The 25,496-nt window shown below is 67.0% G+C and carries 30 protein-coding genes; 11 read left to right on the top strand and 19 right to left on the bottom strand.

Going from position 1 to position 25,496, the window contains the following annotated elements:
• Positions 1-47 precede the first annotated feature (47 nt).
• The 4 genes from radA (at position 48) to V7672_RS03720 (ending at position 4,464) form a co-directional block, all read left to right on the top strand.
• On the top strand, positions 48-1,424 hold the full coding sequence (radA, locus tag V7672_RS03735) for a DNA repair protein RadA (protein WP_335623359.1): 1,377 nt from the start codon (positions 48-50) through the stop codon (positions 1,422-1,424).
• Positions 1,425-1,587: 163 nt separating this feature from the next.
• Complete coding sequence (locus V7672_RS03730; protein WP_335623358.1) at positions 1,588-2,181, top strand: CvpA family protein; 594 nt, start codon at positions 1,588-1,590, stop codon at positions 2,179-2,181.
• A 33-nt stretch (positions 2,182-2,214) separates the two neighbouring features.
• Positions 2,215-3,720, top strand: a complete 1,506-nt coding sequence (purF, locus tag V7672_RS03725; protein WP_335623357.1) for an amidophosphoribosyltransferase — start codon at positions 2,215-2,217, stop codon at positions 3,718-3,720.
• 3 nt (positions 3,721-3,723) lie between these two features.
• On the top strand, positions 3,724-4,464 hold the full coding sequence (locus tag V7672_RS03720) for an SDR family NAD(P)-dependent oxidoreductase (protein WP_335623356.1): 741 nt from the start codon (positions 3,724-3,726) through the stop codon (positions 4,462-4,464).
• Here the strand turns inward: V7672_RS03720 and V7672_RS03715 are convergent.
• The 8 genes from V7672_RS03715 to V7672_RS03680 form a co-directional block, all read right to left on the bottom strand.
• Positions 4,436-5,110, bottom strand: coding sequence for a hypothetical protein (locus V7672_RS03715; RefSeq protein WP_335623355.1), 675 nt, complete (start codon positions 5,108-5,110; stop codon positions 4,436-4,438). The two genes, V7672_RS03720 and V7672_RS03715, sit on opposite strands and share 29 nt — an antisense overlap.
• Positions 5,111-5,121: 11 nt before the next feature.
• Positions 5,122-6,747, bottom strand: a complete 1,626-nt coding sequence (der, locus tag V7672_RS03710) for a ribosome biogenesis GTPase Der (RefSeq protein WP_335623354.1) — start codon at positions 6,745-6,747, stop codon at positions 5,122-5,124.
• 40 nt (positions 6,748-6,787) lie between these two features.
• Positions 6,788-8,164, bottom strand: a complete 1,377-nt coding sequence (locus V7672_RS03705; RefSeq protein ID WP_335623353.1) for an outer membrane protein assembly factor BamB family protein — start codon at positions 8,162-8,164, stop codon at positions 6,788-6,790.
• Between the two features lie 23 nt (positions 8,165-8,187).
• A complete protein-coding gene (locus V7672_RS03700; RefSeq protein WP_335623352.1) occupies positions 8,188-8,961 on the bottom strand; it encodes a tetratricopeptide repeat protein in 774 nt (257 codons plus the stop codon).
• Positions 8,962-9,078: 117 nt separating this feature from the next.
• A complete protein-coding gene (gene panB / locus V7672_RS03695; protein WP_335623351.1) occupies positions 9,079-9,915 on the bottom strand; it encodes a 3-methyl-2-oxobutanoate hydroxymethyltransferase in 837 nt (278 codons plus the stop codon).
• 79 nt (positions 9,916-9,994) lie between these two features.
• Positions 9,995-10,414 carry a hypothetical protein gene (locus tag V7672_RS03690; RefSeq protein ID WP_335623350.1) on the bottom strand — a complete coding sequence of 140 codons (420 nt, stop codon included), beginning with the start codon at positions 10,412-10,414 and terminating at the stop codon, positions 9,995-9,997.
• A complete protein-coding gene (locus V7672_RS03685) occupies positions 10,404-10,964 on the bottom strand; it encodes an RNA polymerase sigma factor (protein ID WP_335623349.1) in 561 nt (186 codons plus the stop codon). Before V7672_RS03685 ends, V7672_RS03690 begins: the two co-directional genes overlap by 11 nt.
• Positions 10,965-10,990: 26 nt before the next feature.
• Entirely contained in the window at positions 10,991-11,392 is a 402-nt protein-coding gene (locus V7672_RS03680; protein WP_335623348.1) for a DUF6249 domain-containing protein, read from the bottom strand.
• A 138-nt stretch (positions 11,393-11,530) separates the two neighbouring features.
• Between V7672_RS03680 and V7672_RS03675 the strand changes: the two genes are divergently transcribed.
• Positions 11,531-12,346, top strand: a complete 816-nt coding sequence (locus tag V7672_RS03675; RefSeq protein WP_335623347.1) for an endonuclease/exonuclease/phosphatase family protein — start codon at positions 11,531-11,533, stop codon at positions 12,344-12,346.
• On the opposite strand, the gene V7672_RS03670 is transcribed toward V7672_RS03675, so the two are convergent.
• The 4 genes from V7672_RS03670 to V7672_RS03655 form a co-directional block, all read right to left on the bottom strand.
• Positions 12,333-12,632, bottom strand: coding sequence for a hypothetical protein (locus tag V7672_RS03670; protein WP_335623346.1), 300 nt, complete (start codon positions 12,630-12,632; stop codon positions 12,333-12,335). The genes V7672_RS03675 and V7672_RS03670 overlap by 14 nt on opposite strands.
• Positions 12,619-13,161: an RNA polymerase sigma factor gene (locus tag V7672_RS03665; protein ID WP_335623345.1), complete on the bottom strand. Its 543-nt coding sequence runs from the start codon at positions 13,159-13,161 to the stop codon at positions 12,619-12,621. The genes V7672_RS03670 and V7672_RS03665 overlap by 14 nt, the downstream gene beginning before the upstream one ends.
• 21 nt (positions 13,162-13,182) lie before the next feature.
• Positions 13,183-13,587, bottom strand: coding sequence for a hypothetical protein (locus V7672_RS03660; RefSeq protein ID WP_335623344.1), 405 nt, complete (start codon positions 13,585-13,587; stop codon positions 13,183-13,185).
• A gap of 93 nt (positions 13,588-13,680) precedes the next feature.
• On the bottom strand, positions 13,681-14,028 hold the full coding sequence (locus V7672_RS03655; protein ID WP_335623343.1) for an ArsC family reductase: 348 nt from the start codon (positions 14,026-14,028) through the stop codon (positions 13,681-13,683).
• Positions 14,029-14,144: 116 nt separating this feature from the next.
• On the opposite strand from V7672_RS03655, the gene V7672_RS03650 reads away from it, so the two are divergent.
• Positions 14,145-14,432: a hypothetical protein gene (locus V7672_RS03650; RefSeq protein ID WP_335623342.1), complete on the top strand. Its 288-nt coding sequence runs from the start codon at positions 14,145-14,147 to the stop codon at positions 14,430-14,432.
• 190 nt (positions 14,433-14,622) lie between these two features.
• Here the strand turns inward: V7672_RS03650 and V7672_RS03645 are convergent, their stop codons facing one another.
• On the bottom strand, positions 14,623-15,780 hold the full coding sequence (locus tag V7672_RS03645; protein ID WP_335623341.1) for an alpha-hydroxy acid oxidase: 1,158 nt from the start codon (positions 15,778-15,780) through the stop codon (positions 14,623-14,625).
• Positions 15,781-16,189: 409 nt separating this feature from the next.
• Here V7672_RS03645 and V7672_RS03640 point away from each other — a divergent pair, with 409 nt between their 5' ends.
• Positions 16,190-16,681, top strand: a complete 492-nt coding sequence (locus V7672_RS03640; RefSeq protein ID WP_335623340.1) for a VOC family protein — start codon at positions 16,190-16,192, stop codon at positions 16,679-16,681.
• Here the strand turns inward: V7672_RS03640 and V7672_RS03635 are convergent.
• The gene (locus V7672_RS03635; RefSeq protein ID WP_335623339.1) at positions 16,669-17,022 is read right to left on the bottom strand and encodes a metalloregulator ArsR/SmtB family transcription factor; all 354 of its coding nucleotides are present in this window, start codon (positions 17,020-17,022) and stop codon (positions 16,669-16,671) included. The two genes, V7672_RS03640 and V7672_RS03635, sit on opposite strands and share 13 nt — an antisense overlap.
• Before the next feature lie 102 nt (positions 17,023-17,124).
• Here V7672_RS03635 and V7672_RS03630 point away from each other — a divergent pair, with 102 nt between their 5' ends.
• The 3 genes from V7672_RS03630 to V7672_RS03620 all read left to right on the top strand — a co-directional run bounded on the left by V7672_RS03630 (position 17,125) and on the right by V7672_RS03620 (position 19,400).
• The gene (locus tag V7672_RS03630) at positions 17,125-18,072 is read left to right on the top strand and encodes an MBL fold metallo-hydrolase (RefSeq protein WP_335623338.1); all 948 of its coding nucleotides are present in this window, start codon (positions 17,125-17,127) and stop codon (positions 18,070-18,072) included.
• 115 nt (positions 18,073-18,187) lie between these two features.
• Positions 18,188-18,595 carry a TIGR01244 family sulfur transferase gene (locus V7672_RS03625; RefSeq protein WP_335623337.1) on the top strand — a complete coding sequence of 136 codons (408 nt, stop codon included), beginning with the start codon at positions 18,188-18,190 and terminating at the stop codon, positions 18,593-18,595.
• A gap of 10 nt (positions 18,596-18,605) precedes the next feature.
• The gene (locus tag V7672_RS03620) at positions 18,606-19,400 is read left to right on the top strand and encodes a sulfite exporter TauE/SafE family protein (RefSeq protein ID WP_335623336.1); all 795 of its coding nucleotides are present in this window, start codon (positions 18,606-18,608) and stop codon (positions 19,398-19,400) included.
• A gap of 2 nt (positions 19,401-19,402) precedes the next feature.
• Here V7672_RS03620 and guaA read toward each other — a convergent pair whose 3' ends face one another.
• The 5 genes from guaA to guaB are packed head-to-tail and all read right to left on the bottom strand — an operon-like array spanning position 19,403 to position 24,797.
• Positions 19,403-20,962, bottom strand: coding sequence for a glutamine-hydrolyzing GMP synthase (gene guaA, locus V7672_RS03615; RefSeq protein ID WP_335623335.1), 1,560 nt, complete (start codon positions 20,960-20,962; stop codon positions 19,403-19,405).
• Positions 20,959-21,660: a 5'-methylthioadenosine/S-adenosylhomocysteine nucleosidase gene (locus tag V7672_RS03610; protein ID WP_335623334.1), complete on the bottom strand. Its 702-nt coding sequence runs from the start codon at positions 21,658-21,660 to the stop codon at positions 20,959-20,961. Before V7672_RS03610 ends, guaA begins: the two co-directional genes overlap by 4 nt.
• Positions 21,657-22,916 carry an RsmB/NOP family class I SAM-dependent RNA methyltransferase gene (locus tag V7672_RS03605; protein WP_335623333.1) on the bottom strand — a complete coding sequence of 420 codons (1,260 nt, stop codon included), beginning with the start codon at positions 22,914-22,916 and terminating at the stop codon, positions 21,657-21,659. The genes V7672_RS03610 and V7672_RS03605 overlap by 4 nt, the downstream gene beginning before the upstream one ends.
• A gap of 9 nt (positions 22,917-22,925) precedes the next feature.
• Positions 22,926-23,324: an MAPEG family protein gene (locus V7672_RS03600; RefSeq protein ID WP_335623332.1), complete on the bottom strand. Its 399-nt coding sequence runs from the start codon at positions 23,322-23,324 to the stop codon at positions 22,926-22,928.
• Positions 23,325-23,339: 15 nt separating this feature from the next.
• Positions 23,340-24,797 carry an IMP dehydrogenase gene (guaB, locus tag V7672_RS03595; RefSeq protein ID WP_335623331.1) on the bottom strand — a complete coding sequence of 486 codons (1,458 nt, stop codon included), beginning with the start codon at positions 24,795-24,797 and terminating at the stop codon, positions 23,340-23,342.
• A 150-nt stretch (positions 24,798-24,947) separates the two neighbouring features.
• On the opposite strand from guaB, the gene V7672_RS03590 reads away from it, so the two are divergent.
• Positions 24,948-25,487 (top strand): DUF2061 domain-containing protein, encoded by a 540-nt coding sequence (locus V7672_RS03590; RefSeq protein WP_335623330.1) that lies wholly within the window; start codon positions 24,948-24,950, stop codon positions 25,485-25,487.
• Positions 25,488-25,496: the final 9 nt, after the last annotated feature.

Below are 25,496 nucleotides of genomic sequence, written 5' to 3'. Positions count from 1 at the left end.
CTCCTGACCCTCTGCGCCCGGCACCGAAATCGGTGTAAGCGAACCGCATGGCTCGTGACTCATCCCAATACATCTGCCGCGTCTGCGGGGCCGTCCATGCCAAATGGGCCGGTCAGTGCTCGGCCTGCGGCGAGTGGAACTGCCTGACCGAGGAGGTCGGCGGGGCGCCACCGGGGGCGCTCAAGCCGGCAGCGACCAAGCGGGCGCGCGGCATCCAGTTCGAGGATCTGAAGTCCGAAAGCCCCGAACCGGCGCGCCTGATCACCGGCGTCAGCGAGTTCGACCGGGTCTGCGGCGGCGGGCTGGTGCCCGGCTCGGCCCTGTTGATCAGTGGTGACCCCGGCGTCGGCAAGTCGACCCTGTTGCTGGAAGTCTGCGCCCGGGCGGCCCTGAAGGGGGCCAAGGTCGCCTATCTGTCGGGTGAGGAGGCGGTAGAACAGATCCGCTCGCGCGCCCGGCGCATGGGGCTGTCGCAGGCCGATGTGGCGCTGGCCTCGGCCACGGCGTTGCGCGAGATCGTGGCGACGCTGAAACGCGAGGCGTTCGATCTGGTGGTCATCGATTCCATTCAGACCCTGTGGTCTGATGTGCACGAGGCCGGGCCCGGCTCCATCGTCCAGGTGCGGGCCTGCGCCTCCGAGCTGGTGCGGCTGGCCAAGGCGGGGGGGCCGGCCATGATCCTGGTCGGCCACGTCACCAAGGACGGACAGGTCGCCGGTCCGCGCGTGGTCGAGCACATGGTTGATGCGGTCCTGAACTTCGAGGGCGAGCGCGGCTATCCCTTCCGGGTCCTGCGGGCCGGCAAGAACCGCTTTGGTGCGACCGACGAGATCGGCGTCTTCGAAATGGGCGACACAGGCCTGCGCGAGGTGACCAACCCCTCCGCCCTGTTCCTCGGCGACCAGAACGGGGACCGGGCCGAGCGTGAGCCGGGCACCGCTGTATTTGCCGGTATCGAAGGGTCACGACCGGTTCTGGTCGAGATTCAGGCCCTGTCGGCCCCCTCCGCCTATGGCACGCCGCGCCGCGCGGTGGTGGGCTGGGACTCGGGCCGTCTGGCCATGGTGCTGGCGGTGCTGGAGTCGCGCTGCGGCCTCGGCTTCGGGGACCGCGACATCTATCTGAACGTCGCCGGCGGGCTGAAGATCAATGAGCCCGCGGCCGACCTTGCCGCGGCCGCCGCCCTGATCAGTTCGGTCTGTGATGTGCCGCTGCCCAAGGGGTGTGTGGTGTTCGGTGAGATCGGTCTGTCGGGCGAGGTCCGCGCCGTCGGCCGGGCCGAGGCCCGCCTGCGGGAGGCCATGAAGCTGGGCTTTGACAAGGCCCTGTGTCCCCCGCTCAGTCACGAGCCGACCGACATCGCCGCCACCTCGCTCAGCCGCCTGGCCGAAGCGGTCGAACGAATCTCGCAAAACCGGTATTAGGGAATCTGGCGTCGTCATCCTCGGGCTTGACCCGAGGATCGGTGCATCCGCTATGGGGACCGATGCGCGTGACACGGAATCTTTCCAAAGGCCGGGCCATTTCTCTATCGGGCTGCCAGACCGATCCTCGGGTCAAGCCCGAGGATGACGGAAGGTTTGCATCGTGACCGCCTGGGACGTCTTTTCCGTACTGATCCTTCTGGCGTCCGGCGCCGCGGGCTGGATTCGTGGGGGCACGCGGGAACTGCTGACCCTGCTCAGCTTCGTGCTGGCGGCCTTCATCGCCCTGATCGCCCTGCCGCTGTCGGCCCCGGTCGGCAAGGCCATGATCGATCCGGACTGGGCCGGCACCCTGATGGCCGCCCTGGCCACCTTCCTGCTGGTCTATTTCGGAGTCCGGATTGTGGGGTCGACGCTGTCCCGCCGGGCCCAGGCCCATCCGCATCTGGCCGGTATCGACCGCGTTTTCGGCATCTTTGTCGGGCTGACCCGCGCCCTCGTCCTGCTGGGCGCCATTCATCTGGTCGTGGTGGCCGCCATGCCGGGCGAACGCACGCCCCGGTGGCTGGGCGAGGCCAGTCTTTATGGGGTCAGCGCCGGCGCAGCGCGGGCCATCCAGTTCGTCCTGCCGGGCATCGGACGCGGGGCCGACGCCCTCGCCCCCGTGGTGGATTCCTCCGTACGCCAAGGGTTTTCCGGCGACGACGCCTTGCCGAAAACACAAACAGGGCCTAACTCGCCCGACACCGCCCGCTAGTTGTTTCCCCCCAGGTCATCGGAGCCGCCGACGATGTCCCACCGCCTCGCCGATCCTGTCGTCCACCACTGGCCCGAGCGCGAGAGCGACGACGACCAGCTGCGTCTGGAGTGCGGCGTCTGCGGCGTCTGGGGCGCCCCCGGGAACGAAGCCTCCTCCATTGTCGCGCTCGGTCTGCACGCCCTGCAGCATCGCGGGCAGGAAGCCTGCGGCATCGCCAGCGTCGCCGATACCCATTTCCACACCGAGCGCCACGTCGGGCTGGTGGGCGAGGCCTTTGGCAGCACGGACCTCACCGGCCGCCTGCCCGGCAGCGCCTCGGTCGGTCACACCCGCTATTCGACCTCGGGCGGCAGCTTCCTGCGCAACATCCAGCCGATGTTTGCCGATCTGGATACCGGCGGCATCGCGGTCGCCCACAACGGCAATCTGACCAACTTCCTGTTCCTGCGGAACCAGCTGGTCGCCGAGGGCGCCATCTTCCAGTCGACGTCAGACTCCGAAGTCATCCTTCACCTCATCGCCCGCAGCCGGAAGGCCCGGGTGGTGGATCGCTTCATCGACGCCCTCGCCCGGATCGAGGGCGGCTATGCCCTGGTCGCCCAGACGCCCAAGAAGATGATCGGCGCGCGCGACCCGCTGGGCATCCGCCCGCTGGTGCTGGGCCGCCTCGGCGACGCCTGGGTTCTGGCCTCCGAGACCTGCGCGCTCGACACCATGGGCGCGGTCTTCGTGCGTGACGTCGAGCACGGCGAGGTCGTGGTGATCGACGAACACGGCCTGCGCTCGCTCAAGCCCTTCCCGGCGCGCGCCGCCCGGCCGTGCCTGTTCGAATATGTCTATTTCGCCCGCCCCGACAGCGTGGTGAACGGCCGCTCGGTCTATGAGGTGCGCAAGCGCATGGGCCAGGGCCTGGCGCAAGAGCACGCCATCGATGCAGATGTCGTGGTGCCGGTGCCCGACTCGGGCGTGCCCGCCGCGCTCGGCTATGCCCAGGCCAGCGGCATTCCCTATGAGATGGGCATCATCCGCAGCCACTATCTGGGCCGCACCTTCATCCAGCCCAGCCAGGGCGCCCGGCAAAAGGGCGTGCGCATGAAGCACAGCCCCAACCGCTCGGTTATTGAGGGCAAGCGCGTCGTGCTGATCGACGACTCCATCGTGCGCGGCACCACCTCGGTCAAGCTGGTCCGCGCCGTGCGGGCCGCAGGCGCCACCGAGGTGCATCTGCGCTCGGCCAGCCCGCCGATCCTCTTCCCCGACTTCTACGGCATCGACATGCCCGAGCGCGAGCAATTGCTGGCTGCCAACAAGACGCTCGAGGAAATGCGCGCTCACCTCGAGGTCGACAGCCTTGGCTTCCTGTCGGTCGACGGCCTCTATGCCGCCATGGAGGCCGGTCCGCGTGACCCGGCCAATCCCCAGTTCACCGACCACTATTTCACCGGTGACTATCCCACGCGTCTGCTCGACCGCGAGATCGAGGAAGGCGGCCGCGACGCCTCCCCGCGCCAGCTGTCGCTGCTGGTCAGCGCCTGATCCATGGTTGATACCCCTGTGCTGAAAGACCGTATCGCCCTGGTCACGGGTGCCTCGCGCGGCATCGGCTATGAAGCCGCCCTCGCCCTGGCCAACGCCGGGGCCCATGTCGTTGCCACCGCCCGCACCCAGGGCGGGCTGGAAGAGCTGGACGACGCCATCTTTGCCGCCACCGGCCAGCACGCCACCCTGATCCCGTTCGATCTGGTCGACGGCGGCGCGATCGACCGGCTGGGCGGGGCGCTTTACGAGCGGTTCGGGCGGCTGGACATCTGGGTCAACACGGCCGCGACCATGGGGGCCGAGGGCCTTACCCCGGTGGCCCACGCCGATCCGCGCCAGTTCGCCAAGATCGAAAAGGTCAACCTGACCGCCGTCTATCGGCTGATCCGCTCGCTGGAGCCGCTGCTGCGGGCCTCGGAGTCCGGCCGCGCTATCCATCTGACCACCAGCCTTGCCAGCGCGCCCAAGGCCTTCTGGGGCAGCTATGCGGCGACCAAGGCGGCCGCCGAGGTTCTGGTGCGCTGCTGGGCCGATGAGATCGAGTCGACCAACATCCGGGCCTCGGTGCTGGATCCGGGCCGCATGCGCACCCGCCTGCGCGCCCAGGCCTTCCCCGGAGAGGATCCGGAGACCCTGCCCCACCCGTCCGAGATCGGGCCCCTGATCGTCGATCTGGCCCGCGGCGACCAGGTGCCGCCGGGGATGGTCAGGTTCAGGGAATGGAAGGCTTCAAAGGCCTGAGTTCCGGCGGCAGGTCGTCCCACCCCGCCAGACCCAGCATGTGAAGGCCGATATCGCGAACCGGTTCATCCTGTGCCCACTGGCGATAGTGATATCGATAGCCGTGCTCGGGATCGGACGTTTCAACGATCCACGACATTCCGTCGACCACACCGTCGCTACAACCGGTCGACCGCGCCCGGGCCAGCCCCGTTTCGGCCAGGACCGAGTCTAGGGCCTGAGCTTCGCTACCAGACAGCAGGCGGACACGCTCTCCCGAGAACCGCCCCTCCTTCTTCCAGTCGTAGTCCGAGGGCGCCAAGCGCTTTTCCGTCATCACCAGCCGACCGTCGTCCCGGGTGTCCACCCTGACCGAGAACGGGGGGTGAAAGCTGGGAATGAGCGTGAGGCGCACGGACCGCGGTGAGCCCTCACGCCGCTGGAACAGCGACGGCTCTTCCAGATCGGCGAGCACACCCGAGAACCAGGCGGCTTGAAAGTCGTCCTGAACCGGTTCGCGAGTGCGAAAGCCGTGGAGCTCGCAGTCGTTGACCTGCTTTTGAAACTCGGGCGGGAAATAGAGAACCCGGCGATTGCTGTACCAACCGGTAAACAGCGCGGCGGCCAGCACCAGCAAGGTCAGCAGAACGGCGACACCTCTGGTCATGGCGCCCGCCCCTACTTCTTCGGCGCGTGCTTCTGGCCGGTGCGGATACGGCCGGAGCGGCTGACCTGACGGGCGCCGCCGCGGGCCCCCTTTTGCACGGCGACACTCTGGCCGGCCTTCTTGGACGAGCGTGCCTTCAGGCCGCTGACGATCTTCGGCTTGGGACCGCCGGCCTTCTTCTGCTCCAGCGCCTTGCCGGGCAGGTTGGACAGGGCCTCGGCCTTCTCCGCCTTCTTGATGCGGCGCGGGGCAGTCTTGGCAGCCCCCTTGTAGCGCTCCGGCCCGGACTTGGCCCCGCCCTCGGCATAGGGGTTGGTGCCGCCCGACTTGACGGTCAGGCGAATGGGCGTACCCGGCAGGTCAAAACTTTCCCGCAAGGTATTGATCAGATAGCGCTTATAGGTCTCGGGCATGGCCGAAGCGCGGCTGGCGAACAGCACGAAGGTCGGTGGGCGGGCCTTGGTCTGGGCCATGTATTTCGGCTTGATCCGCTTGCCGTCGACGGCGGGGGGCGGGTGCCGCTGCGTGGCCACAGCCAGCCAGTCGTTGAGGTCGCGGGTCTTCACCTTCACCGACCAGGTCTCATAGGCCTTGATGATGGCGGGCATCAGCCGGTCCACGCCCCAGCCCGAATGCGCCGACAGGGCCACGAACGGCGTCCCGCGCAGCTGGGACAGCTTGCTGTCCGCCAGTCGGGTCAGCTCGGCCAAGCGCGCCTGGGGCTCTTCTTCCAGATCCCACTTCGAGGCGACGTAGACGATGGCCCGGCCCTCGCGCTCGACCAGATCGGCCAGCTGCAGGTCCTGGATGTCAAAGGCATTGTCCTTGTCCATCACCAGCACGACCACCTCGGCGAAGGTGATGGCGCGGATGGTGTCGGCGACCGACAGCTTCTCCAGCTTTTCCTGCACGCGGGCCTTGCGGCGCATGCCGGCAGTGTCGACCAGCCGGATGTTCCGGCCCTCATATTCCCAGTCGACCGAGATGGAGTCGCGCGTGATGCCGGCCTCCGGACCGGTCAGCATCCGATCCTCGCCGATCAACCGGTTGATCAGGGTCGACTTGCCGGCATTGGGGCGGCCGATGATGGCGATGCGGATCGGCTTGTCGGCGTCGTCCTCTTCGTCGGCGATGAAGGACTCCTGCCCGGCCGCCGCCACCAGCGCAGCATACAGGTCGGCCATCCCCTCGCCGTGCTCGGCCGACAGCGCCACCGGCTCGCCAAAGCCCAGCGCATGCGCCTCGCCCACGCCCCCCCCGCTCTCGCGGCTCTCGGACTTGTTGGCGACCAGCACGATGGGCTTGGGCTGTCGCCGCAACCGCTCGGCAAAGATGCGGTCCAGCGGCGTCACGCCTTCGCGGGCATCGACCATGAACAGGATCAGGTCGCCATCGCTGATCGCCGCCTCGGTCTGCTCGCGCATGCGCGATTCCAGACTGTCGTCGCTAATGTCCTCGAACCCGGCCGTGTCGATCAGAGTCAGTTCCAGATCGCCGAGGCTGCCCTTGGCATAGCGACGATCCCGCGTAACCCCCGGCCGGTCATCGACCAGGGCCAGGCGTTTTCCAACCAGTCGATTGAACAGGGTGGACTTGCCCACATTGGGGCGGCCGACAATGGCGAGTTTCAAGGCCATAGCGGCGTCTAGCGTGTTTCTCTTGTAGCGGAAAGGCGGATCAGCGGACGCTGATCACCTCACCGCGATCCGTGACGACCAGAATGGCCCCGTTGAAGGCTGTCGGCGGCACATAGGACGCGGCCCCGAGATTGAGGGTCGAGATCACTTCGCCCGTCTTGGGGTTCAACCCGACCAGCTCACCGTCCGAATTGGTCAGCACCAGACGGTTGGAGGCCAGCAGCGGCCCCGACCACGACGGACGCACCGTGCGATCGAAGAAGCCGAAGAAGCCGCCTTCCTGGCGCACGCGGCCCTCGTTGAGGTCCCTGGTCCAGTAGACCTGACCCGTCTCGCGGTTCAGCACGCTGAGCTCGCCGGCCTTGGACACGATATAGACCACGTCGCCGACCGGCAGCGGAGCGTTGACGGCGGCGACCGGCACCTGCCAGCGCGACTGACCGGTGCGCACATCCATGGAGGCCAGCACGCCCGAATGGCTGGCGGCATAGACGAAGCCGCGGCTGATCACCGGGCGACCGGCCACGTCCCGGATTTCCGACAGGGCGCTGGTGCGGGTGGTGCGCGACAGTTCTTCCTGCCAGACCGGCTGGCCGGTCGCGGCGCGGAAGGCAAAGACCTCGCCCGACGACATGGGCGCGATCACCGTGTCACCGGTGATGGCCGGGCTGGAGGCCCGCATGATGCGCGCGGGCTCGATGATACCGCGATAGGACCACTCGACCGTCCCGGTGTTTACGTCGAACGCAATGACCTGATTGTCCAGATCGACGACATAGACCCGCGATCCGGCCACCGTCGGGGCGCCGTGGATCGGCACATCGACCGGCGTCTGCCACAGCATGGCCCCGCTGGTCTGATCAAAGGCCGTCATGGTGCGATAGCCGGACGAGACGAACACCTTGCCACCGGCCAGGGCCACGCCACCGCCAAAGCCACCGCCCTCACGCCCCTCGGGCTTGACCGACGCGCGCCAGATGACGGCGCCGCTCTGGGCGTCCATCGCCGTCACCGTATCCTCACCGTCGAGGGCGAAGACGCGACCATTCTCGGCCACGGCCGGGGACATCACCTGACGGGTCCGGGCCGAGCCGGCCCCGATGTTCCGTCGCCAGGCGATGGTGAAGTCGGCGCCCGCGATCACATGCTCGACCGCATTCTCGGCATTGCCGCCCGGCATCGGCCAGGACACAACGGCCTGGGGACCCGGCAGGAAGAAGTCGCGCCCCGCCAGCGCCGGCGACGGCACCATGGCCTGATCGAACTCGAGCACCGACAGACGCTCGCCTTCCGAGGCAACCGGCCCTGCATCCGGCGAACGGCCGAGGCTGAAGGGCAGCAGATTGCTGACGGTTCCGCAGGCGGCGACCGACAGGGCAGCGCCACAGACGAGCAGCGTTCTGGCGAACCGGTTCATAGGCATACTCCTGAACGTGGACGTCATTCGGCGGCGGCCGGCTGGGACGGAGCCTGGGCTTGCGCCCCGGGCGAAGCACCCGCTTGCTCCGGCGAGACAACCACCGGCGGGGCCTGCTGGGCCTCGAGGATACCCGGCAGCGAGCCGAGTGTGCCGCCATCGATCATGGCAATGGCCGCCTGGGCGCGTTGACGAACCGTATCGGGCACGTCCTGTCCCAGTTGCAGCTGGACGAAGGTGGCGCGCGCCTCGGTGCTCTTGCCGAACTGCAGTTGGGCCATGGCCAGCGCCTCCAGCGCCTGGGCCCGCATCGGACGCCCTTCGCGGGTCAGCGGCGTCAAGCGCCCTTCGATGTCTTCATAGGTGGCGTCGGTATCCATCGCCAGCAGCGCCGCCTTGAACGCCGAGGCGTCGGACAGCAGCGGATCGCCGACCGCCTTGGCCGACTGGTCGAGAAGTTCGATCGCCTCGTCCACGCGGTTGGCGGCCAGGGCCAGACCAGCGCGCTGGGCCAGAGCCATGGACTTGTAGGCGCCATTGCCCTCGCGCTCGGCCTCGGCAAAGGCAGATTCCGCGGCGGCCAGATCGTTGGTCTGCAGGGCCTCGATGCCCCGTTCATAGGCGACGGACGCATTGGCGGCGCGCGAGGTCTGGTACGACTGCCAGCCCCACCAGCCGAGCGCGGCAATCAGGGCCAGAACCAGGATCCCGCCCACCACGGGCAGCCATGTCCTGGCCAGTCGCTTATAGCGGTCGGAGCGAAGCTCCTCCTCGACCTGCTCGAAGATATCCGTCACGAAATGAACGCCCCAAAGTCGTTAATCTGAGTTCGGCGCGACCCTAGACCATTTTTGGCCCGGGTCGAGACATCCCCCATTGAAAATGCGCACAATCTGCCCGCAGCGAAAGACTCGCTACGACGCAACCGGCTTGCGCGAGAAATAGGTCTCGACTTCGGCAGGAAAACGGCGGGCTCGAACATCTTCGGCAAAGCTTGCCACGCCGGACAGGATATGACCGCGCATATCGCCATAGCGGCGCACGAATTTGGGCGTCCAGTCGAACAGGCCCAGCATGTCGGGTGTCACCAGAATCTGCCCGTCGCACTCGGCTGACGCCCCGATTCCCACGGTCGGCACATTGATGGCGCGGGTGATCTCGCCGGCCAGGCCTGCGGCCACGCCCTCGATCACCACAGCAAAGGCGCCGGCGTCCGCCGTCGCTTCGGCCTCGGCCATGACGCGCAGGCGCTCGTCCTCGGTCTTGCCCTTGGCCTTGAACCCGCCCTCGGTCAGAACGGCCTGCGGCCTGAGGCCGACATGGCCCATCACCGGAATGCCCCGCTCCACCAGATAGGCGATGGTCTGGGGCACGGTCGGGCCGCTCTCCAGCTTGACGCCCTGCGCGCCGGTTTCCTTCATCACGCGGGCACAGTTCTGATAGGCCAGCTCCTTGCCGCCCTCATAACTGCCGAACGGCATGTCGACGACGACCATGGCCCGCTTGGCGCCGCGCATGACCGCCTGCCCGTGCAGGATCATCATCTCCAGCGTCACGCCGACGGTATTGGGCAGGCCATGCACCACCATGCCGACGCTGTCCCCGACCAGCAGCAGGTCGCAGTGCTCGTCCAGCAGGGCGGCCGTCGGCGCGTCATAGGCGGTCAGGCAGACCAGAGGCTCCTTGCCCTTGCGGGACTGGATATCCGGCGCGGCAAGGCGACGGACGGTTTCCTGTTTCTGACTGGACATGGTCGGCTCCGGGACAGCTTTCGCATTGCAGCATAGCCCCCCCGGCACACCGCGTCACCCGCAGCCGCTGGCGTCCGGCTCAGACGTCCTGGGACAGGCGCACAACGCCGGCCAGGGCCAGGGCCGCCACGGCGGCCGCCGCGATCCAGAACATCTGCATACTGCCCAGACCGCCCAGCGCCAGATCCGCCACGCCCCATCGTTCCAGCGCCGCCTGCAGGGCCGAGGCCACATCCAGATTGATCGACTGACCGGCCGACTGCGCTGCGTCCACGCCGGGCAGGGCTTCCGCGTCGCCGAGATCCATCTCGAGGGTGAGCATCTCGCGCAGGGCCACGACCCCACCGATGGCGCCGGCGATGCCAAGACCGACCGCCCTGAATCGGGCGCCGCTCTGCAGCCGGGCGCCCAGATCCGCCACGAACAGGGCGGTGTCAGGCATGGGCGGCGTGCGATCAAAGGCGCGTTCGATAAAGGGATCGAATTCATCAACCGACATGCGATTCCCTCCCTGTTTCGCCAGTCCCGGGATTGAGTATCTGGCGGAGTTTATCCAGACCACGTTTGACATGAGACTTCACCGTTCCAAGCGGCAGATTTAGGGCAGCGGCGATCTCCGGATGGGTCATCCCGGCCCCGTGGCCGAGGGACACACACAGGCGCTCTGCCTCGCTCAGGGTCTGCAACGCCGCATCCAGGTCAAAACGACCGAGGGGATCGACACTCGACACCTGGTCTTCAGCGGCGTCTTCCGAAACATAGCGCGCCTCTTTCTCACGTCGTTTGAGGTAGAGCCGCGCGGCGATACGCTTGACCCAGGCCGCGAAGGTGCCCTCACCGCGGAACTCGGTGCACCGCTCATACGCGAGGATGAAGGCATCCTGGGCGATGTCGTCGGCCAGCGAGGGCTGGGCCCCCATCCGCCGCAGCAGCGCCCGCACGGTCGACGAATGCCGCCGCACCAGTTCGCCGAAGGCCCGCCGGTCGCTGGCCGCCGCCAGGGCGGCCAGCTCCACATCGTGCCGGTCGGACAGGCCGGGTTGGGTCATGGTCGGGTCCCCCTTCGATCCCGGCCTCAGTCCTTGTTCTTGTTGAAGAAGCTCAGGACCAGGAAGGCCAGGCCGATGGTCGCCGGAATGACGGCGATCGCCAGCATACCGTCGCCAACCTGGTCGTTCCAGTTGCGGTCGCCCAGGTCATTGATCAGACCGAAGGCGGCGATACCGATGCCGACCGCCAGCCACATGACCCCGCGGCGGATGTCCCGCGTCCGGGACGGCAGGTTCTTGGTGATGTCCTTGCTCAGCGCCTCGATCACTTCGGGCGGCAGCGGCTGGCCCTTGTCGATGGCGGTGCGAACCGTCGTCTGGATTTCCCGACGTTCACGGCTCTTCAGGTAGCTGGGGCCGACGACGATCGCCACGATAGCGGCGAAGATGGTCCCGACGATGAAAATGGCGACAATGCCCTCGTCCATGGTTTGATCCTCTCAAGCGGCCTGAAACAGAATGTTCCCGGCTTCTATGGGGGAAGAGGCGACGACGGGGTTGTATAGATGCGCTGGGCCGGGTGAAATCTTCGTAAGGTTGCCGCCGACTGTACGGAGTATCGCGTCTTGACCACCCGCCGTCGCCTGCTGGCCGCCCTCCCCGCCCTGTCGCTGGCCGCCTGCGCAACAGGCAGGATCGGCGGTCGCGGTTCGGACCTGACGATCGCCACCTTCAACATCTGGCACGACCAGGGCGACTGGCCCGCGCGCCTGCCGCTCATCGAGGCGACCCTGCGCGGCGCCAACGCCGACGTCATCGGGCTGCAGGAAGTGCTCCAGGACGGCGATACCCTGCCCAATCAGGCCCGGACCCTCGCCGACCGGCTGGGCATGCAAATGGTCTTCAGCTCGGTCGATGCCGAGGATCAGCCTCGCCGCTATGGCAATGCCCTGCTGACCCGCCTGTCGATCCTCGATCACGACTGGACCCGGCTGGAGCCGCTCGACGACTACCGCACCGCCCAGCGCATCCGCTGCCGGATGGCCGACGGCACAGTGATCGACATTGCCAATACCCATTTCCACCACACGGCCGAGGGCGGGGCCATTCGTGCGCGCCAGATCGCACACCTGCTGGACTGGCTGCCCGACGACGCCACGCCGCTGATTCTGATGGGGGATCTGAACGCCCCGCTCGACAATCCCGAAATGGCCCCGCTGCGCGCCCGCTTCTCCGAGGCCCTGCGCGCCGTGCACCCGGACAGGGCAGACCGCACCACGCTGAACACTGCGCTCGGCCACCGCTCAGTGCAGATCGACCACATCCTGTACGAGGCCGGGGCCTTCACCCCGGTCGAGGCCGCCATTGTCGGCGATCAGCCGGTCGGCGAGGTCTGGCCCTCGGACCACTTTGCCAAGTTGGCCCGCTTCAGGACGGCCTGAAGCGCCGCACCAGCAGGCCCGCTGTCACCAGCGTCAGCGCCGCCACGCCGCCGATCATGCCGATCTGCTCCACCAGCGGCACGAGCGCCGGTCCTGTAGCCCTGATGACCGGCAGGGCGAACACGGTCAGCAGACAGGCCACCAGCACCCACGGCAGCAGGGCCAGCTGGCTCATCCAGAAGCGGCGGCGCGCCACGCGCTCGGCCACGACAAGCTCAAAGGTCGCATCGCGCGGCCCGGGGGTTCCGGCCGTCAGGAAGGCTTTCAGCGTGTCATCCGGCGTCACGGGCGCCTCCCAGAACTGACAAAAGCCGGGCCCGGCCTCTGGTGACATGAGATTTGACCGTCCCGAGCGGCAGATTCAAGGCCGACGCCGCCTCGGCATGCGACCAGTCCTGCGCCAGACACAGCAGCACACAGGCCCGTTCCGGCGGCGACAGGCCGGACAGGGCCCGGTCCAGCGACAACGCGTCTTCGGGCTGCACCCCGGCTGGCGTGCCCTGCCCCTCCAGCCAGGCCAGATCGCGGGCCGAGCCGCGCCGCGTCGAGCGGATGCGGCTGAACGCCTTGCGCCAGGCGATGCCCATCAGCCAGGTGCGAAAGCCCTCGGCCCGTTTCAGCTCCGACAGCCTCTGCCAGGCGATCACCAGCGTCTCCTGTGCGAGATCGTCGGCCTCGGCCCAGCCGCCGCCCATCAGCGGCCGCAGAAACCCGCGCAACGCCGCCTGATGCCGCTCGACCAGACGCGAAAAGGCCGCGTCCGACCCGGAGCGGGCGGCCGCGACCAGTTCGGCATCGGATCGGGTGTCGATCACGGATCTGCCCCGACATGGACCTCAGGATCGGTCGCGTCGTGTGGTCATGGCCGAGATCAGCGCCCAGACCGACACCGCCCCCATGACCAGAGCCACCACGGTGAAGGGGAAGCGCACCCCGATGTCCACGCCAAAGGTCTCGGGCATATAGGCCGCGATGCCGAACCCGCCGGCCAGCACCGCGAACAGACCGAACAGCGACCAGTAGTTGGCCGGCCGGCCGGGGCCACCGCTGTCTGCATCAATCGGTTTGTCGAGGACACGCAGCAAGGATTCGGGCGGCTCCTGCCCCTTGTCGGCATAGGTCTTCAGCAGCTTCAGCGTCTCGCGCTGCTTGCGATAGTTCAGCCAGCTTGAAAAGCCGCTGATGACGAACCACGCCATCGGGAACATCAGCCACCAGTAGGCACGAAACAGGTCTTCCATCTCTTGATCTCCGCATCGGCCGCGCCGCTCATCGACGGGCCGGTCATGGTGTAGTCGCCACCCTCCCCGGTATCGGATGCAGGCCCGAGCGATTTATCCGAGCGCCGCCTTCCACTCGTCAGGCTTGAACCCGACCAGCAGGGTGTCGCCGGCCTCCAGCACCGGCCGTTTGATCATCGACGGCTGGGCCAGCATCAGGGCCACGGCCTTGTCGGCATCCAGCTCGGCCTTGTCCGCCTCGGGCAGCTTGCGAAATGTCGTCCCCGCCCGGTTCAGCAGCTTTTCCCAACCCACCTGATCCACCCAGCCGCGCAGCCGCGCCTCCTCGATCCCCGCCTTCTTGTAGTCGTGGAAGGTGTAGTCATGCCCTTGCCCGTCCAGCCAGACCCGTGCCTTCTTGACCGTGTCGCAGTTGGGAATGCCGTAGAGGGTGGTGGTCATGGGGTGTCTCCTCAACAAATGTCTACTTTACTCCATAGACCCAATGTCCGCTTTCGAACCGTTGCTGAAGTTTGGATTTGGCCCGCAATCGCGCGATAGTGCCCTTCGGAGGCGCCATGTATCCGCTCAACGAAACGCCCTCGCCCGTCGTGCTTTTCGCACTAGTGGTTGTCATTGCGGGAGTGGCCGCCTTCCTGTTCAGACGAGGCTCAGTGCTTGAAGTTGGCGCAATTGCTGCATTCTCCGCCGCGCTGGCCCACACGATATTCGAGATGGTCATTCGAGGTTTTGGACCTCTCTTCGTGATCGGGATCGGTCTGACGTTTCTCTTCTACCTTCCGATAGCGGTCGCAATGATCTGGATCATCAGACGAGCCCGACAGCAATCCGTGAAGGGCGGTTAGGTCCGCCTCCCACCCATAGCGGACACTTGGATCAACCGTTTCAGTCAAGAGCAGCATGCTCGCCAGACGGACATTCTGGGCCTGAGAACAGGGACTTGCCGACCGGGTCGAACATCTCGCGTCCGCGCGCCAGTCCGCCAGCATGCCAGATCAGGGCTTTCCTGACCTGCACCCGGGAGGTGCTGCACTGCTACCGCGGCCTGTGCCGGATGTGGCGTCTCCCCACGGTCTGGATGTCAGGGACCCCCGCCAGGGCCAATGTGCGTTCGAACTCGTCGCGCAGGATCTTGAGCGTTCGGGCGACACCGGCCTCGCCCGCTGCGGCCAGACCATACAGATACGGCCGGCCGATCGAACAGGCCGTCGCGCCCAGAGCAAGAGCCTTGACGACGTCTGAGCCCCGCCGAACGCCCCCGTCGCATATGACATCGGGCCCGTCGCCCAGCGCGTCTCTCACGACGGCGACCTGATCAATCGGGGCGGGCGCGCCATCCAGTTGTCGGCCTCCATGGTTCGAGAGGATCACTCCGCTCGCCCCGGAACGGATCGCGCGCGTAGCGTCCTCTGGCGTCATCAGCCCCTTGATCGCGAGGGGCCCGTTCCACTCGGCAGCGAGCCATTCGACGTCGCGCCAGGTTAGGCCGGGATCGAACTGACGGCCGATGAACTCGAACAGGCTCATCGGGTTCGTCGCCAGCGCATTCGTCCTGTGACTGACGTTGGCCAGATCGAACCGGGCCCCCGTCAACGCGGGGATCGACCACCCGGGATGCAGAGCGAAATCCAGAAGGGAGCGCGCGGTCAGCCGCGGCGGGAGAGACAAACCGCTCCGTCGATCGCGCAGCCGGTTACCCGCGACGGGGGTGTCGACCGTGAGACACAGCCCTGCGTATCCGGCCTCGCGGCATCGAGAGACGAACTCCCGCGTTAGCCCACGATCCTTGAATACATAGATCTGGAACAGCATCGGCACGGGAACCTCGGCAGCCAGGTCCTCTAGCCGGGTCGTGCCCATGGTCGACAGACAGTAGGGAATGCCCTGAGCGGCGGCGGCGCGCGCCACCGCCGGCTCGGCTGAGCCATGGAACATCCGGGTGAGGCCTGTTGCCGAAAGCATCAGCGGCCAAGCGGCGGGCTGTCCAAAGATTTTGGTCGCCGTCTGGATCGATGACACATCCGTCAGGACGTCGGGGACGATCTCGTAATCTGCGAACGCATCGACGTTGCGGGACAGAGACCATTCCTTGTCGGCGCCACCGTCCAGATAGTCAAATATCGGACGAGGCAGGCGACGGCGCGCCAGAGCTCTGAAGTCGTCGACGCTATGGGTCTGATCAGCGGATCGCACACCTTTCAGTACCGGATGGCGCAAGGTATCGGAAGCCGATCTTCCCCGCCTTCTGGACGATGGACGTTTCGTCGGCGGGCCTGCACATCTTTGGTTCTCAGCTGCATAGCGCGTGCAAGGATTTCAGCGCTGTCAGTTTGACTGCCGGTGGCCAAAACTCGCCCTGCCCTCCAATCCCCAGGCAGTCGTGGCCGCCCCGGACGGCATGACTGAATGTTGGTTTCGGGCGCTCAGTGAATGACCGCTTCTGGCGCTCAGCGGACCGCACAGTCCTGGGCTCCAAGGTCCGCTTTCCACCCACAGCCGACATTCGCCGAGTCCGCCTTGGGTCAAAACCGCAGAGGCCAGACCTTGCATTTAACCTGCTGGTTTATTACGATGCCTCCGCACCCGCCGATGGAGCGCAGCCATGACCAATGACAATCCGCGTACCCGCCTGATTCCGTGCCTGTGGTTCGACGACCAGGGCGAGCAGGCCGCCGAGTTCTATGTCTCCCTCCTGCCGGACTCGCGCATCGACCACATCACGCGCGCGCCGGACGACTATCCGGGCGGCAAGGCGGGTCAGGCGCTGGAGATCCAGTTCACCCTCGCGGGTCAGCCCTACTCGGCCCTGAACGGCGGGCCCCATTTCACCTTCACTGAGGCCATCTCCCTGCAGGTCATCTGCGATGATCAGGCCGAACTGGACCGGCTGTATGCGGCCCTGTCCGCCGTGCCCGAGGCCGAACAGTGCGGCTGGCTGAAGGACCGGTACGGCCTGTCCTGGCAGCTGATCCCGCGCGCCATGCCGGCCATGCTGTCCGACCCGGATCCCGCGCGGGCCAGACGCGTCTTTCACGCCATGATGGAGATGAAGCGGCTCGACATCGCCGCGCTCGAGACCGCCTACGCGGGCTGATCCTCGCTGTCCGGCACGGCACAGAAGATGTCGTGCAGCATGCCCATCAGGGCCTGCACGCGTGCGTCGGCGATGGAGTAGTAGATCGAGCGTGACTCCCGGCGGGTCTTGACCAGCCCCGCCTGGCGCAGTTCGGCCAGCTGTTGTGACAGGCCCGGCTGCTTCAGGCCCAGGTCGCGCTCCATCTCGCCCACTGCCCGTTCCTGCTGCGCGACGTGGCACAGGATCAACAGGCGCGTGGGGTTGGCCAGCTGGCGCAGCAGGTCGGCAGCCTCGGGCGCCTTGGCTTTCAGTCGCGCCATGGCCGCCACATCCGCCAAGGGTAGATTGTCATCGCTCATGGCGTCCGTGGGGGAAGAATGCGTCATCACGACCTGACATTTACATACTTGCAGTAATTATGAAACTGTTTATATCGAGTGTCCACAGCCCGGAGACCTCTGATGTCCGCGAACGCCCCCGCCCCCGACACCGCCCGCGACCAGGCCACCTCTGTCATCACCGCCGCCCTGGCGGATCCGCGCAAGCGCCCTGTGGTCAAATCCTTCTTTGACGAAGCCACCTTTACCGTCAGCCACGTCGTGCATGACCCGGCGACGAAGAGGGCGGCCCTGATCGACAGCGTGCTCGATTTCGACCCGCCCTCGGGGCGCACCTCCCACGCCTCGGCCGATGCCCTGATCGCCTATATCGAGGCGAAGGACCTGACCGTCGAATGGCTGCTGGAAACCCACGCCCACGCCGATCACCTGTCGGCCGCCCCCTATCTCCAGGACAAGCTGGGCGGGCGGCTGGCCATCGGCCATGAAATCGTGACGGTCCAGGAGGTGTTCGGCAAAATCTTCAACGAGGGCACCGAATTCCGTCGCGACGGCAGCCAGTTTGACCAGCTGTTCAACGACGGCGACCGCTTCAGGATCGGCGAACTGGACGCCACCGTCCTGCATGTGCCCGGTCACACGCCCGCCTGTCTGGCCTATGTGATCGGCGACGCGGTCTTCCCCGGCGACACCCTGTTCATGCCGGACTATGGCACCGCCCGCTGCGACTTTCCCGGCGGCGACGCCCGCATCCTGTACCGTTCGATCCAGCGGCTGCTGACCCTGCCGGATGAGACGCGGGTGTTCCTGTGCCATGACTACAAGGCGCCTCCCGGCCGCACCGAGTTCGCCTGGGAGACCACGATCGGAGCCGAGCGCACCGGCAATATCCATGTGCGCGAGGGCGTCAGCGAGGACGAATATGTCGTCATGCGCACCCAGCGTGATGCGACTCTCGCCGTGCCCCGCCTGATCCTGCCCTCGGTTCAGGTGAACATGAACGGCGGCCGCCCGCCCGAGCCGGAATCGAACGGCGTCCGCTACCTCAAACTGCCCCTGGATGTGCTGTGAGCCGCCGTCCACACCTGCCGTTCGGGCCCTCGCATCGGCCAGACCGGCATGGGAGGGTCTCGACTCACACACCGCCGCAGCGCCGGCCATTTCACACCAACACGAGGAGCCCATCATGACCGGACGCAAGCTGGACGACACGCTCAGCACTTCCCCCCAGGTCACCCCGGACGAGCTGGAGATCATTGCCGCCGCAGGCTTCCGCTCGGTCATCTCCAACCGCCCTGACAGCGAGGATCCCGGCCAGCCCACCGCCGCCGAGATGAAGGCCGCCGCCGAACAATATGGCCTGGCCTTCCGCCACATCCCCGTCACGGGCAGTGGCATAGGCCCGTCGGACATCCAGGCCATGGCCGAGGCCCTCGACACCCTGCCCGGTCCAATCTTCGGCTTCTGCCGAACCGGCACCCGCACCGCCATGCTGTGGGCGCTGGCCCGGGCCCCTTCCTCTGATCCCGACACCCTGATCGCCGCCGCCCGCGACGCCGGCTACGACCTGTCCGGGCTTCGCGCCCGGCTCTAAGGAGTCCCTCGTGGACCTATCCCTGCTGCAGTACGGGCTCGGCGCGGCGGCCGGGTCGCTGGTCGGCTTCTCGCTCGGGCTCGTCGGCGGGGGCGGATCGATCCTGGCCGTGCCCCTCATCGTCTATCTGGTCGGGGTCAGGGAGCCGCATCTGGCGATCGGCACCAGCGCGCTGGCGGTCGCCGCCAATGCCGCGCTCAATCTGATCCCCCACGCCCGCCACGGCACGATCAAGTGGACAATCGCCGGCCTGTTCGCCGTGGCCGGAGTCGTCGGGGCCCTGCTGGGCTCGACCCTCGGCAAGGCCGTCGACGGCCAGAAGTTGCTGGCCCTGTTCGCCATACTGATGGTGGTCGTCGGCATCCTCATGCTGCGCGGTCGCGAGGGAGACGGCGACCCGGATGTGACCCTGACCCCCGGCAATGCGCCCAAACTGGTCGCTACCGGCACCGCGACCGGCATCCTGTCGGGCTTCTTCGGGATCGGCGGCGGCTTCCTGATCGTGCCCAGCCTGATGTACGCCACCCGTATGCCGATCTTCTATGCGGTCGGCTCATCGCTGGTCGGCGTTGCCGCCTTCGGCCTCACGACTGCCGCCAACTATGCCTTGTCCGGCTGGGTCGACTGGCCGCTGGCCGGCGTCTTCATCGGCGGCGGCCTGGTCGGAGGCCTGGTCGGCGCCGGCCTCGCCAAAACCCTCTCGACCCACAAGGGTGCGCTGAACACCGTCTTCGCCACCCTGATCTTCGTCGTCGCCGCCTATATGCTCTACCGCAGCGCAGGGGCGCTGGGGATCATCGGCTAGGGCTATTCCCACTCGATGGTGCCCGGGGGCTTGGAGGTCACGTCGTAGACCACGCGGTTCACGCCGCGCACCTCGTTGATGATGCGGGTGGCGGTCCGGCCCAGCACTTCCCACGGGAACGGGTAGAAGTCCGCCGTCATGCCGTCAGTCGAGGTCACGGCGCGCAGGGCCAGAACCTTTTCATAGGTGCGGGCATCGCCCATCACGCCGACCGTCTTGACCGGCAACAGCACGGCAAAGGCCTGCCAGATGTCGTCGTACAGGCCGGCCTTCCGGATTTCCTCGAGGTAGATGGCGTCGGCCTCCTGCAGGGTCGCGACGGCGTCCGGCGTGATCTCGCCGGGAATGCGGATGGCCAGGCCCGGCCCCGGGAAGGGGTGCCTGCCGACAAAGGCGTCGGTCAGGCCCAGCTCACGCCCCAACGCCCGCACCTCGTCCTTGAACAGTTCGCGCAGCGGCTCGACCAGCTTCAGCTTCATATAGTCGGGCAGGCCCCCGACGTTGTGGTGGCTCTTGATCACATGGGCCTTGCCGCTGGACGAGGACACGCTCTCGATCACATCGGGGTACAGCGTCCCCTGGGCCAGGAATTCGGCGCCGTCGATCTTGCCGGCCTCGCGGTCGAACACCTCGATGAAGACCCGGCCGATGATCTTGCGCTTGGTCTCCGGATCCGACTGTCCGGCCAGTTCGCCGAGGAATTCCTTCGACGCATCAACGTGGATCAGCGGAATGTTGTAGTGATCCCGGAAAAGGGTCGTGACCTGTTTCGCCTCATCCTTGCGCAGCAGGCCGGTGTCGACGAACACACAGGTGAGCTGGTCGCCGATGGCTTCGTGGATCAGGACGGCGGCGACCGACGAATCGACCCCGCCCGACAGGCCGCAGATCACTTTGGCGTCGCCCACCTGGGCGCGGATCTGGGCGATCTTCTCCTCGCGATAGGCGGCCATGGTCCAGTCGCCCTTCAGCCCGGCGATGCCGTGGGTGAAGTTCTTCAGCATCCGGTCGCCGCGCGGCGTGTGCATCACCTCGGGGTGGAACTGGATGCCATAGAAGCGCCGCGCCTCGTCGCCGATCACCGCATAGGGCGACCCGGGCGAGGTGGCGATCACGTCAAAGCCCGCGGGGATGGCGACGATCTTGTCGCCGTGGCTCATCCAGACCGGCTCGTCCTCGCCGACGCCCGCCAGGCCCTCCAGCAGGGGCGAGGCCTTCTGAACCGTGATCTCGGCGCGACCGAATTCCCGATGGTGGCCGCCCTCGACCTTGCCGCCCAGTTGCTCGCACATCGTCATCTCGCCGTAGCAGATGCCCAGCACTGGAACGCCCGCCTCGAACATGGCCTGCGGGGCGCGCGGGCTGCCCTCTTCGTGCACGCTCTCGGGGCCGCCCGACAGGATGATCGCCGCCGGGTTCATCGCTGCCATGGCGGCCTCGGCCTTCTGGAACGGATGGATCTCGCAATAGACCTTGGCCTCGCGCAGGCGCCGCGCGATCAGCTGCGTCACCTGGCTGCCGAAATCGACGATCAGGACTTTCTGGTGTTCGGGCTGGCTCATGCGATCGATTCCGGGGCGGCAGGTGGGGCGGGGTCTAGTCGGTCAGGCGCCGGGCGATCAAGGGTGGCGAGGCCCTGTGCCTCCAGCACAGCCTTCAACCGGTCCCAGACAGTGGCCAGATTTTCGTCAACGTGATGCAGGGTGGAAGTCCAGTCCTCCAGCGCCGTCAGCTCGGCCCGGCCGTCCGATACGCCGCGCAGGGCGACCAGCGGCACGTCAAACGTCTGCGCCGCCCGAACCAGCGCCCAGGTTTCCATGTCCACCATGTCGGCGTCGATGGCGTCATAGCCCACGCCCGACACGACATTGGCGCCGGTCGACAGGGTAGCGGTCGGCACGCCGGGGATCGGGCACGGCAGGGGCAGGATCGCCGGCAGATCCGACAGCGGCGTCACCCCTTTCGGAAAGCCCAGCGCGCTGGCGTCCATGTCGCGATAACCGACCGACGACACCTGATAGACCGCCCCATGATCCAGAACCCGCGATCCACAGGACCCCAGCGACACGATCAGATCGGGCCGGTCGCCGGTCGCCTCCAGCCGGGCCAGCGCCGCCGTCAGCGACACCGCCGCCTCGACCGGACCGATGCCCGTCATCAGCGGCTGGATGCGGGCCCGCAGATGCGCGCCATATTCAGCCGGTGCCGCCATGACCGGCAGCACAGTGACCGCACCATAGCGTTCCAGCCGTGCCGTCATTCCCCTCGCTCATAGGCGGCAAAGAAGAAGCCGTCGGTGCCCGTCGACCCGGGCGAAAGCCGCACCCGCGCCTGAGGGCCCTCGGCCCACGGGGGCGTCACCGGCACCGGCCGGAATCCGGGGTTGGCCGCCTCGAAGGCATCGAGGCTGGCCTCATTCTCGCGGGTCAGCAGTGAACAGGTCACATAGACCAGCCGCCCGCCCATCTTCACCAGCTTGGCCGCCTGCCCCATGATCCGGACCTGCAGGACATGCAGCCGTTCGACCTCGTCGGGCTTCAGCCGCCAGGCCTCTTCCGGGTGCCGCCGCAGCGTGCCCGAGCCCGAACACGGCGCATCGACAAACACCAGATCGGCCTCGCCGTTCAGGGCTTCGGCCCCGCCGCCGTTCTGGCCCAGCAGTCCCAGCTCGGCCTCGACCCCGGCGCGCGCCAGACGCGGACGGATATTATCCAGCCGCTTCTGAATGACGTCACAGGCGACCAGCCGACCCTTGCCCTGCATGGCCTGGGCCAGGGCCAGCGTCTTGCCGCCGCCGCCCGCACAATAGTCGACGACCGTCATCTCCGGCCGGGCATCCGCCAGCCAGGTCACCACCTGACTGCCCTCGTCCTGAACCTCAAAGCGCCCGGCCTTGAAGCCTTCCAGAGCCTGGATGTTGGGCGGCGGCTCCGACGTCAGGCGCAGCCCCCAGGGCGACCACGGCATGGGCTCGGGTGACAGACCCGCGGCGCGCAGTTCGGCCTCGACATCCTCGACGGTCGCCACCGCCCCGTTGATCCGCAGATCGATCGGCGCACGTGGCGCCATCAGGGCGTGGGCTTCTGCGGCCCAGCCCTCGCCAAACGTCGACTTCAGATCCTCGACCACGAATTCGGGAAGGCCCGCCTCGACCCAGCCGGGCAGTTCACTGTCCTTGATGGCCAGCCGTCCGCGCTCGTGCTTCGACAGCGGCCCGGGGCCATAGCCCTCGCCCGTGTGCAGCGCCTCGATCTCTTCCAGCGACAGACCGTCCAGCGTCGCCAGCGATCCGATCACCAGCGCCCGCCCGTCCTCGCGTCCACCCATGATCCACGACAGGCGGCCGCGCGCCCGCAGCACCTTATAGACCCGGTCGGCGATGGCCTTCCGGTCCTTGGACCCGGCATAGCGGTTCTGCTGGCCCCAGGCCTTGACCACCACCTCGGCCGGTTGGCGTCCCTGGGCGATGGAGTCCAGGATGGAGGCAGCGGCGGCGAGGCGGGCAGCAGGGGTCATTCAGCTCTTTCAGACAAACAGGGCGGCGATGATCATGACCAGTCCGGCCAGGCCACCCATCCACACGAGGCTACGCACATAGGGCACACCGAACGCGTAGAGCGGCACATAAAGGAGACGCGCCGCCAGATAGAGGTGCGCACCCCACGCGGTCAGGGGACCGGTCTTGTCGGCCACCACCGCCATCAGCACAGCGGCGATGAACAGCGGCAGGGTCTCGAACAGATTGTCCTGCGCCCGCTTCAGTCGTCCGGCCAGCTTGCCCGGAGGCGGCGGATTGCCGTCGCGCGGCCCGGCATTCCACTTGCCGCCCAGTTCGGCGGTACGCGCGGCACCTGCGGCCAGGATCTGCACCAGCGCCAGCACCAGAGTGGCGGCCAGGACGATAAACTCAGGCGTCATATCCATGGCCGAAACCCTCCCCTAGCCCTGCCGATAGTTGGGCGCTTCACGCGTGATCATCACGTCATGGACGTGGCTTTCCCGCAGGCCCGCATTGGTGATGCGCACGAACCGGGCGCGCCTTTGATACTCGTCGATGGTGGCCGCCCCGACATAGCCCATGGCGGCGCGCAGTCCGCCTACCATCTGGTGAATGACCGGCGAGATCGGCCCCTTGTACGGGGTCTGACCCTCGATGCCCTCGGGCACCAGCTTCTCGGACGAGACTTCTTTCTGGAAGTAGCGGTCCGCCGAGCCGCGGGCCATGGCGCCCACCGAACCCATGCCGCGGTACGACTTGTAGGACCGGCCCTGGTACAGGAACACCTCGCCGGGGCTTTCGTCGGTCCCGGCGAACATCGAGCCCATCATGGCCACGCTCGCCCCGGCCGCGATGGCCTTGGCCAGGTCGCCCGAATATTTGATGCCGCCGTCCGCGATCACGGGTACGCCCGTGCCCTTGGCCGCGCGCGCCGACTCCATGATGGCCGTCAGTTGCGGCACACCCACACCGGCGACGATCCGCGTCGTGCAGATGCTTCCCGGCCCGATCCCGACCTTTACCGCATCGGCCCCGGCGTCGATCAGGGCGCGCGCCCCGTCATAGGTCGCCACGTTTCCGGCCACGATCTGCACCCGGTTGGTCTCGCGCTTGATGCGCTCCACCGCCCGCGCCACCTGCACCGAATGGCCATGCGCCGTGTCGATGACGATCACGTCCACACCGGCCTCCGCCAGCGCCAGCGACCGCTCATAGCCATTGTCACCGACTGTCGAGGCCGCGCCGACCAGCAGCCGCCCCTGATCGTCCTTGGCCGCATGGGGGTGCGCCTGGGCCTTCTCGATATCCTTCATGGTGATCAGGCCGGTGGCGCGCATGTCGCCGTCCACCACGATCACCCGTTCAATCTTGCGCTCGCGCAGGATCGCGATGGCCTCATCACGCCCGGCCCCTTCGGGCACGGTGTAAAGCGGCTCGCGCGTCATCAGTTCTGCTGCCTTGCGATCGGGCGAGGTGTCGAACCGCATGTCCCGGTTGGTCAGCATGCCGACCAGACGGCCCGTCTCGTGGTCCACGACCGGAAAGCCCGAGATCTTCTTGCGCGCCACGATCTCGCGCACCTCACCGAGCGTCGTGTCCGGGTGAATGGTCACCGGATTGATGACCATGCCGCTCTCGTAGCGCTTCACCACGCGCACCTGTTCGGCCTGTTCCTCGACCGTCAGATTGCGATGCAGCACGCCCAGACCGCCCGCCTGGGCCATGGCGATGGCCAGCCGGCTTTCGGTGACGGTGTCCATGGCCGAGGACACAAGCGGGATGTTCAGCGTCAGGCTGCGCGTCAGCCGCGTCGAGACATCCGTCTCGGCGGGCATGACCTCGGACTCAGCGGGTTCGAGCAAAACATCATCGAAGGTAAGGCCTTCGCGTATCTCCATGAGGAGTCTCCGTTTTGCGGGCCGCGTATAGCGGTGAGCCCCCCGACTCGGCAAGGGGCAATCGTGTCACCGCTGCGCTTATGCCGGCGATAGAATTTATCTCGTTGCAACCGTTGCTGATCCCAACCATTTTCCGGAGCGATGGTGCGGATGATCCTCAATACGGCGCGCAGCCTGGCGCTCAAGATCGCCAGCTATGGCGTGATGCACCTCGTGGTGGCCATTCTCGTCGCCTATGCCCTGACCCGCGACTGGCGGCTGGCGCTGGCGGTCGGCATGGTCGAGCCCTTCTTCCAGACCATCGCCTATTCCATCCACGACCGCGTCTGGCACCGGATCGAGCGACGCAAGCGCCTGACCCGCGTCGAAGAAACGGCCGAGGCCTTCACCGCCCGTCTTGAACTGATGGACGCCCGCGAACAGGCTCGCTCGCACGGTCATGCGGGCCACAGTCACGCCCTGCCGTCCTCGTTCAAACAGGTCGCGCTCAAGACCCTGACCTACGGCGTCATGCATTTCGTCGTGGCTGTGACGGTAGCCTTTGCCATCACCCGCGATATCCGCATCTCGCTGGCCATCGGCATCGTCGAGCCGCTGGTCCAGACCCTGTTCTTCACGGTTCACGACCACGTCTGGAGCCGGATCGAGGCCCGCCGCGCAAAGAAGGCCAAGGATCTGGCGGCGGCCTGATTTACGGCG

Origin of the sequence: Brevundimonas sp., from assembly GCF_036963785.1 — a bacterium.
Taxonomy (GTDB): domain Bacteria; phylum Pseudomonadota; class Alphaproteobacteria; order Caulobacterales; family Caulobacteraceae; genus Brevundimonas.
Note: the sequence above shows the minus strand (reverse complement) of the source record. Positions and strands in the feature narration are given on the sequence as shown.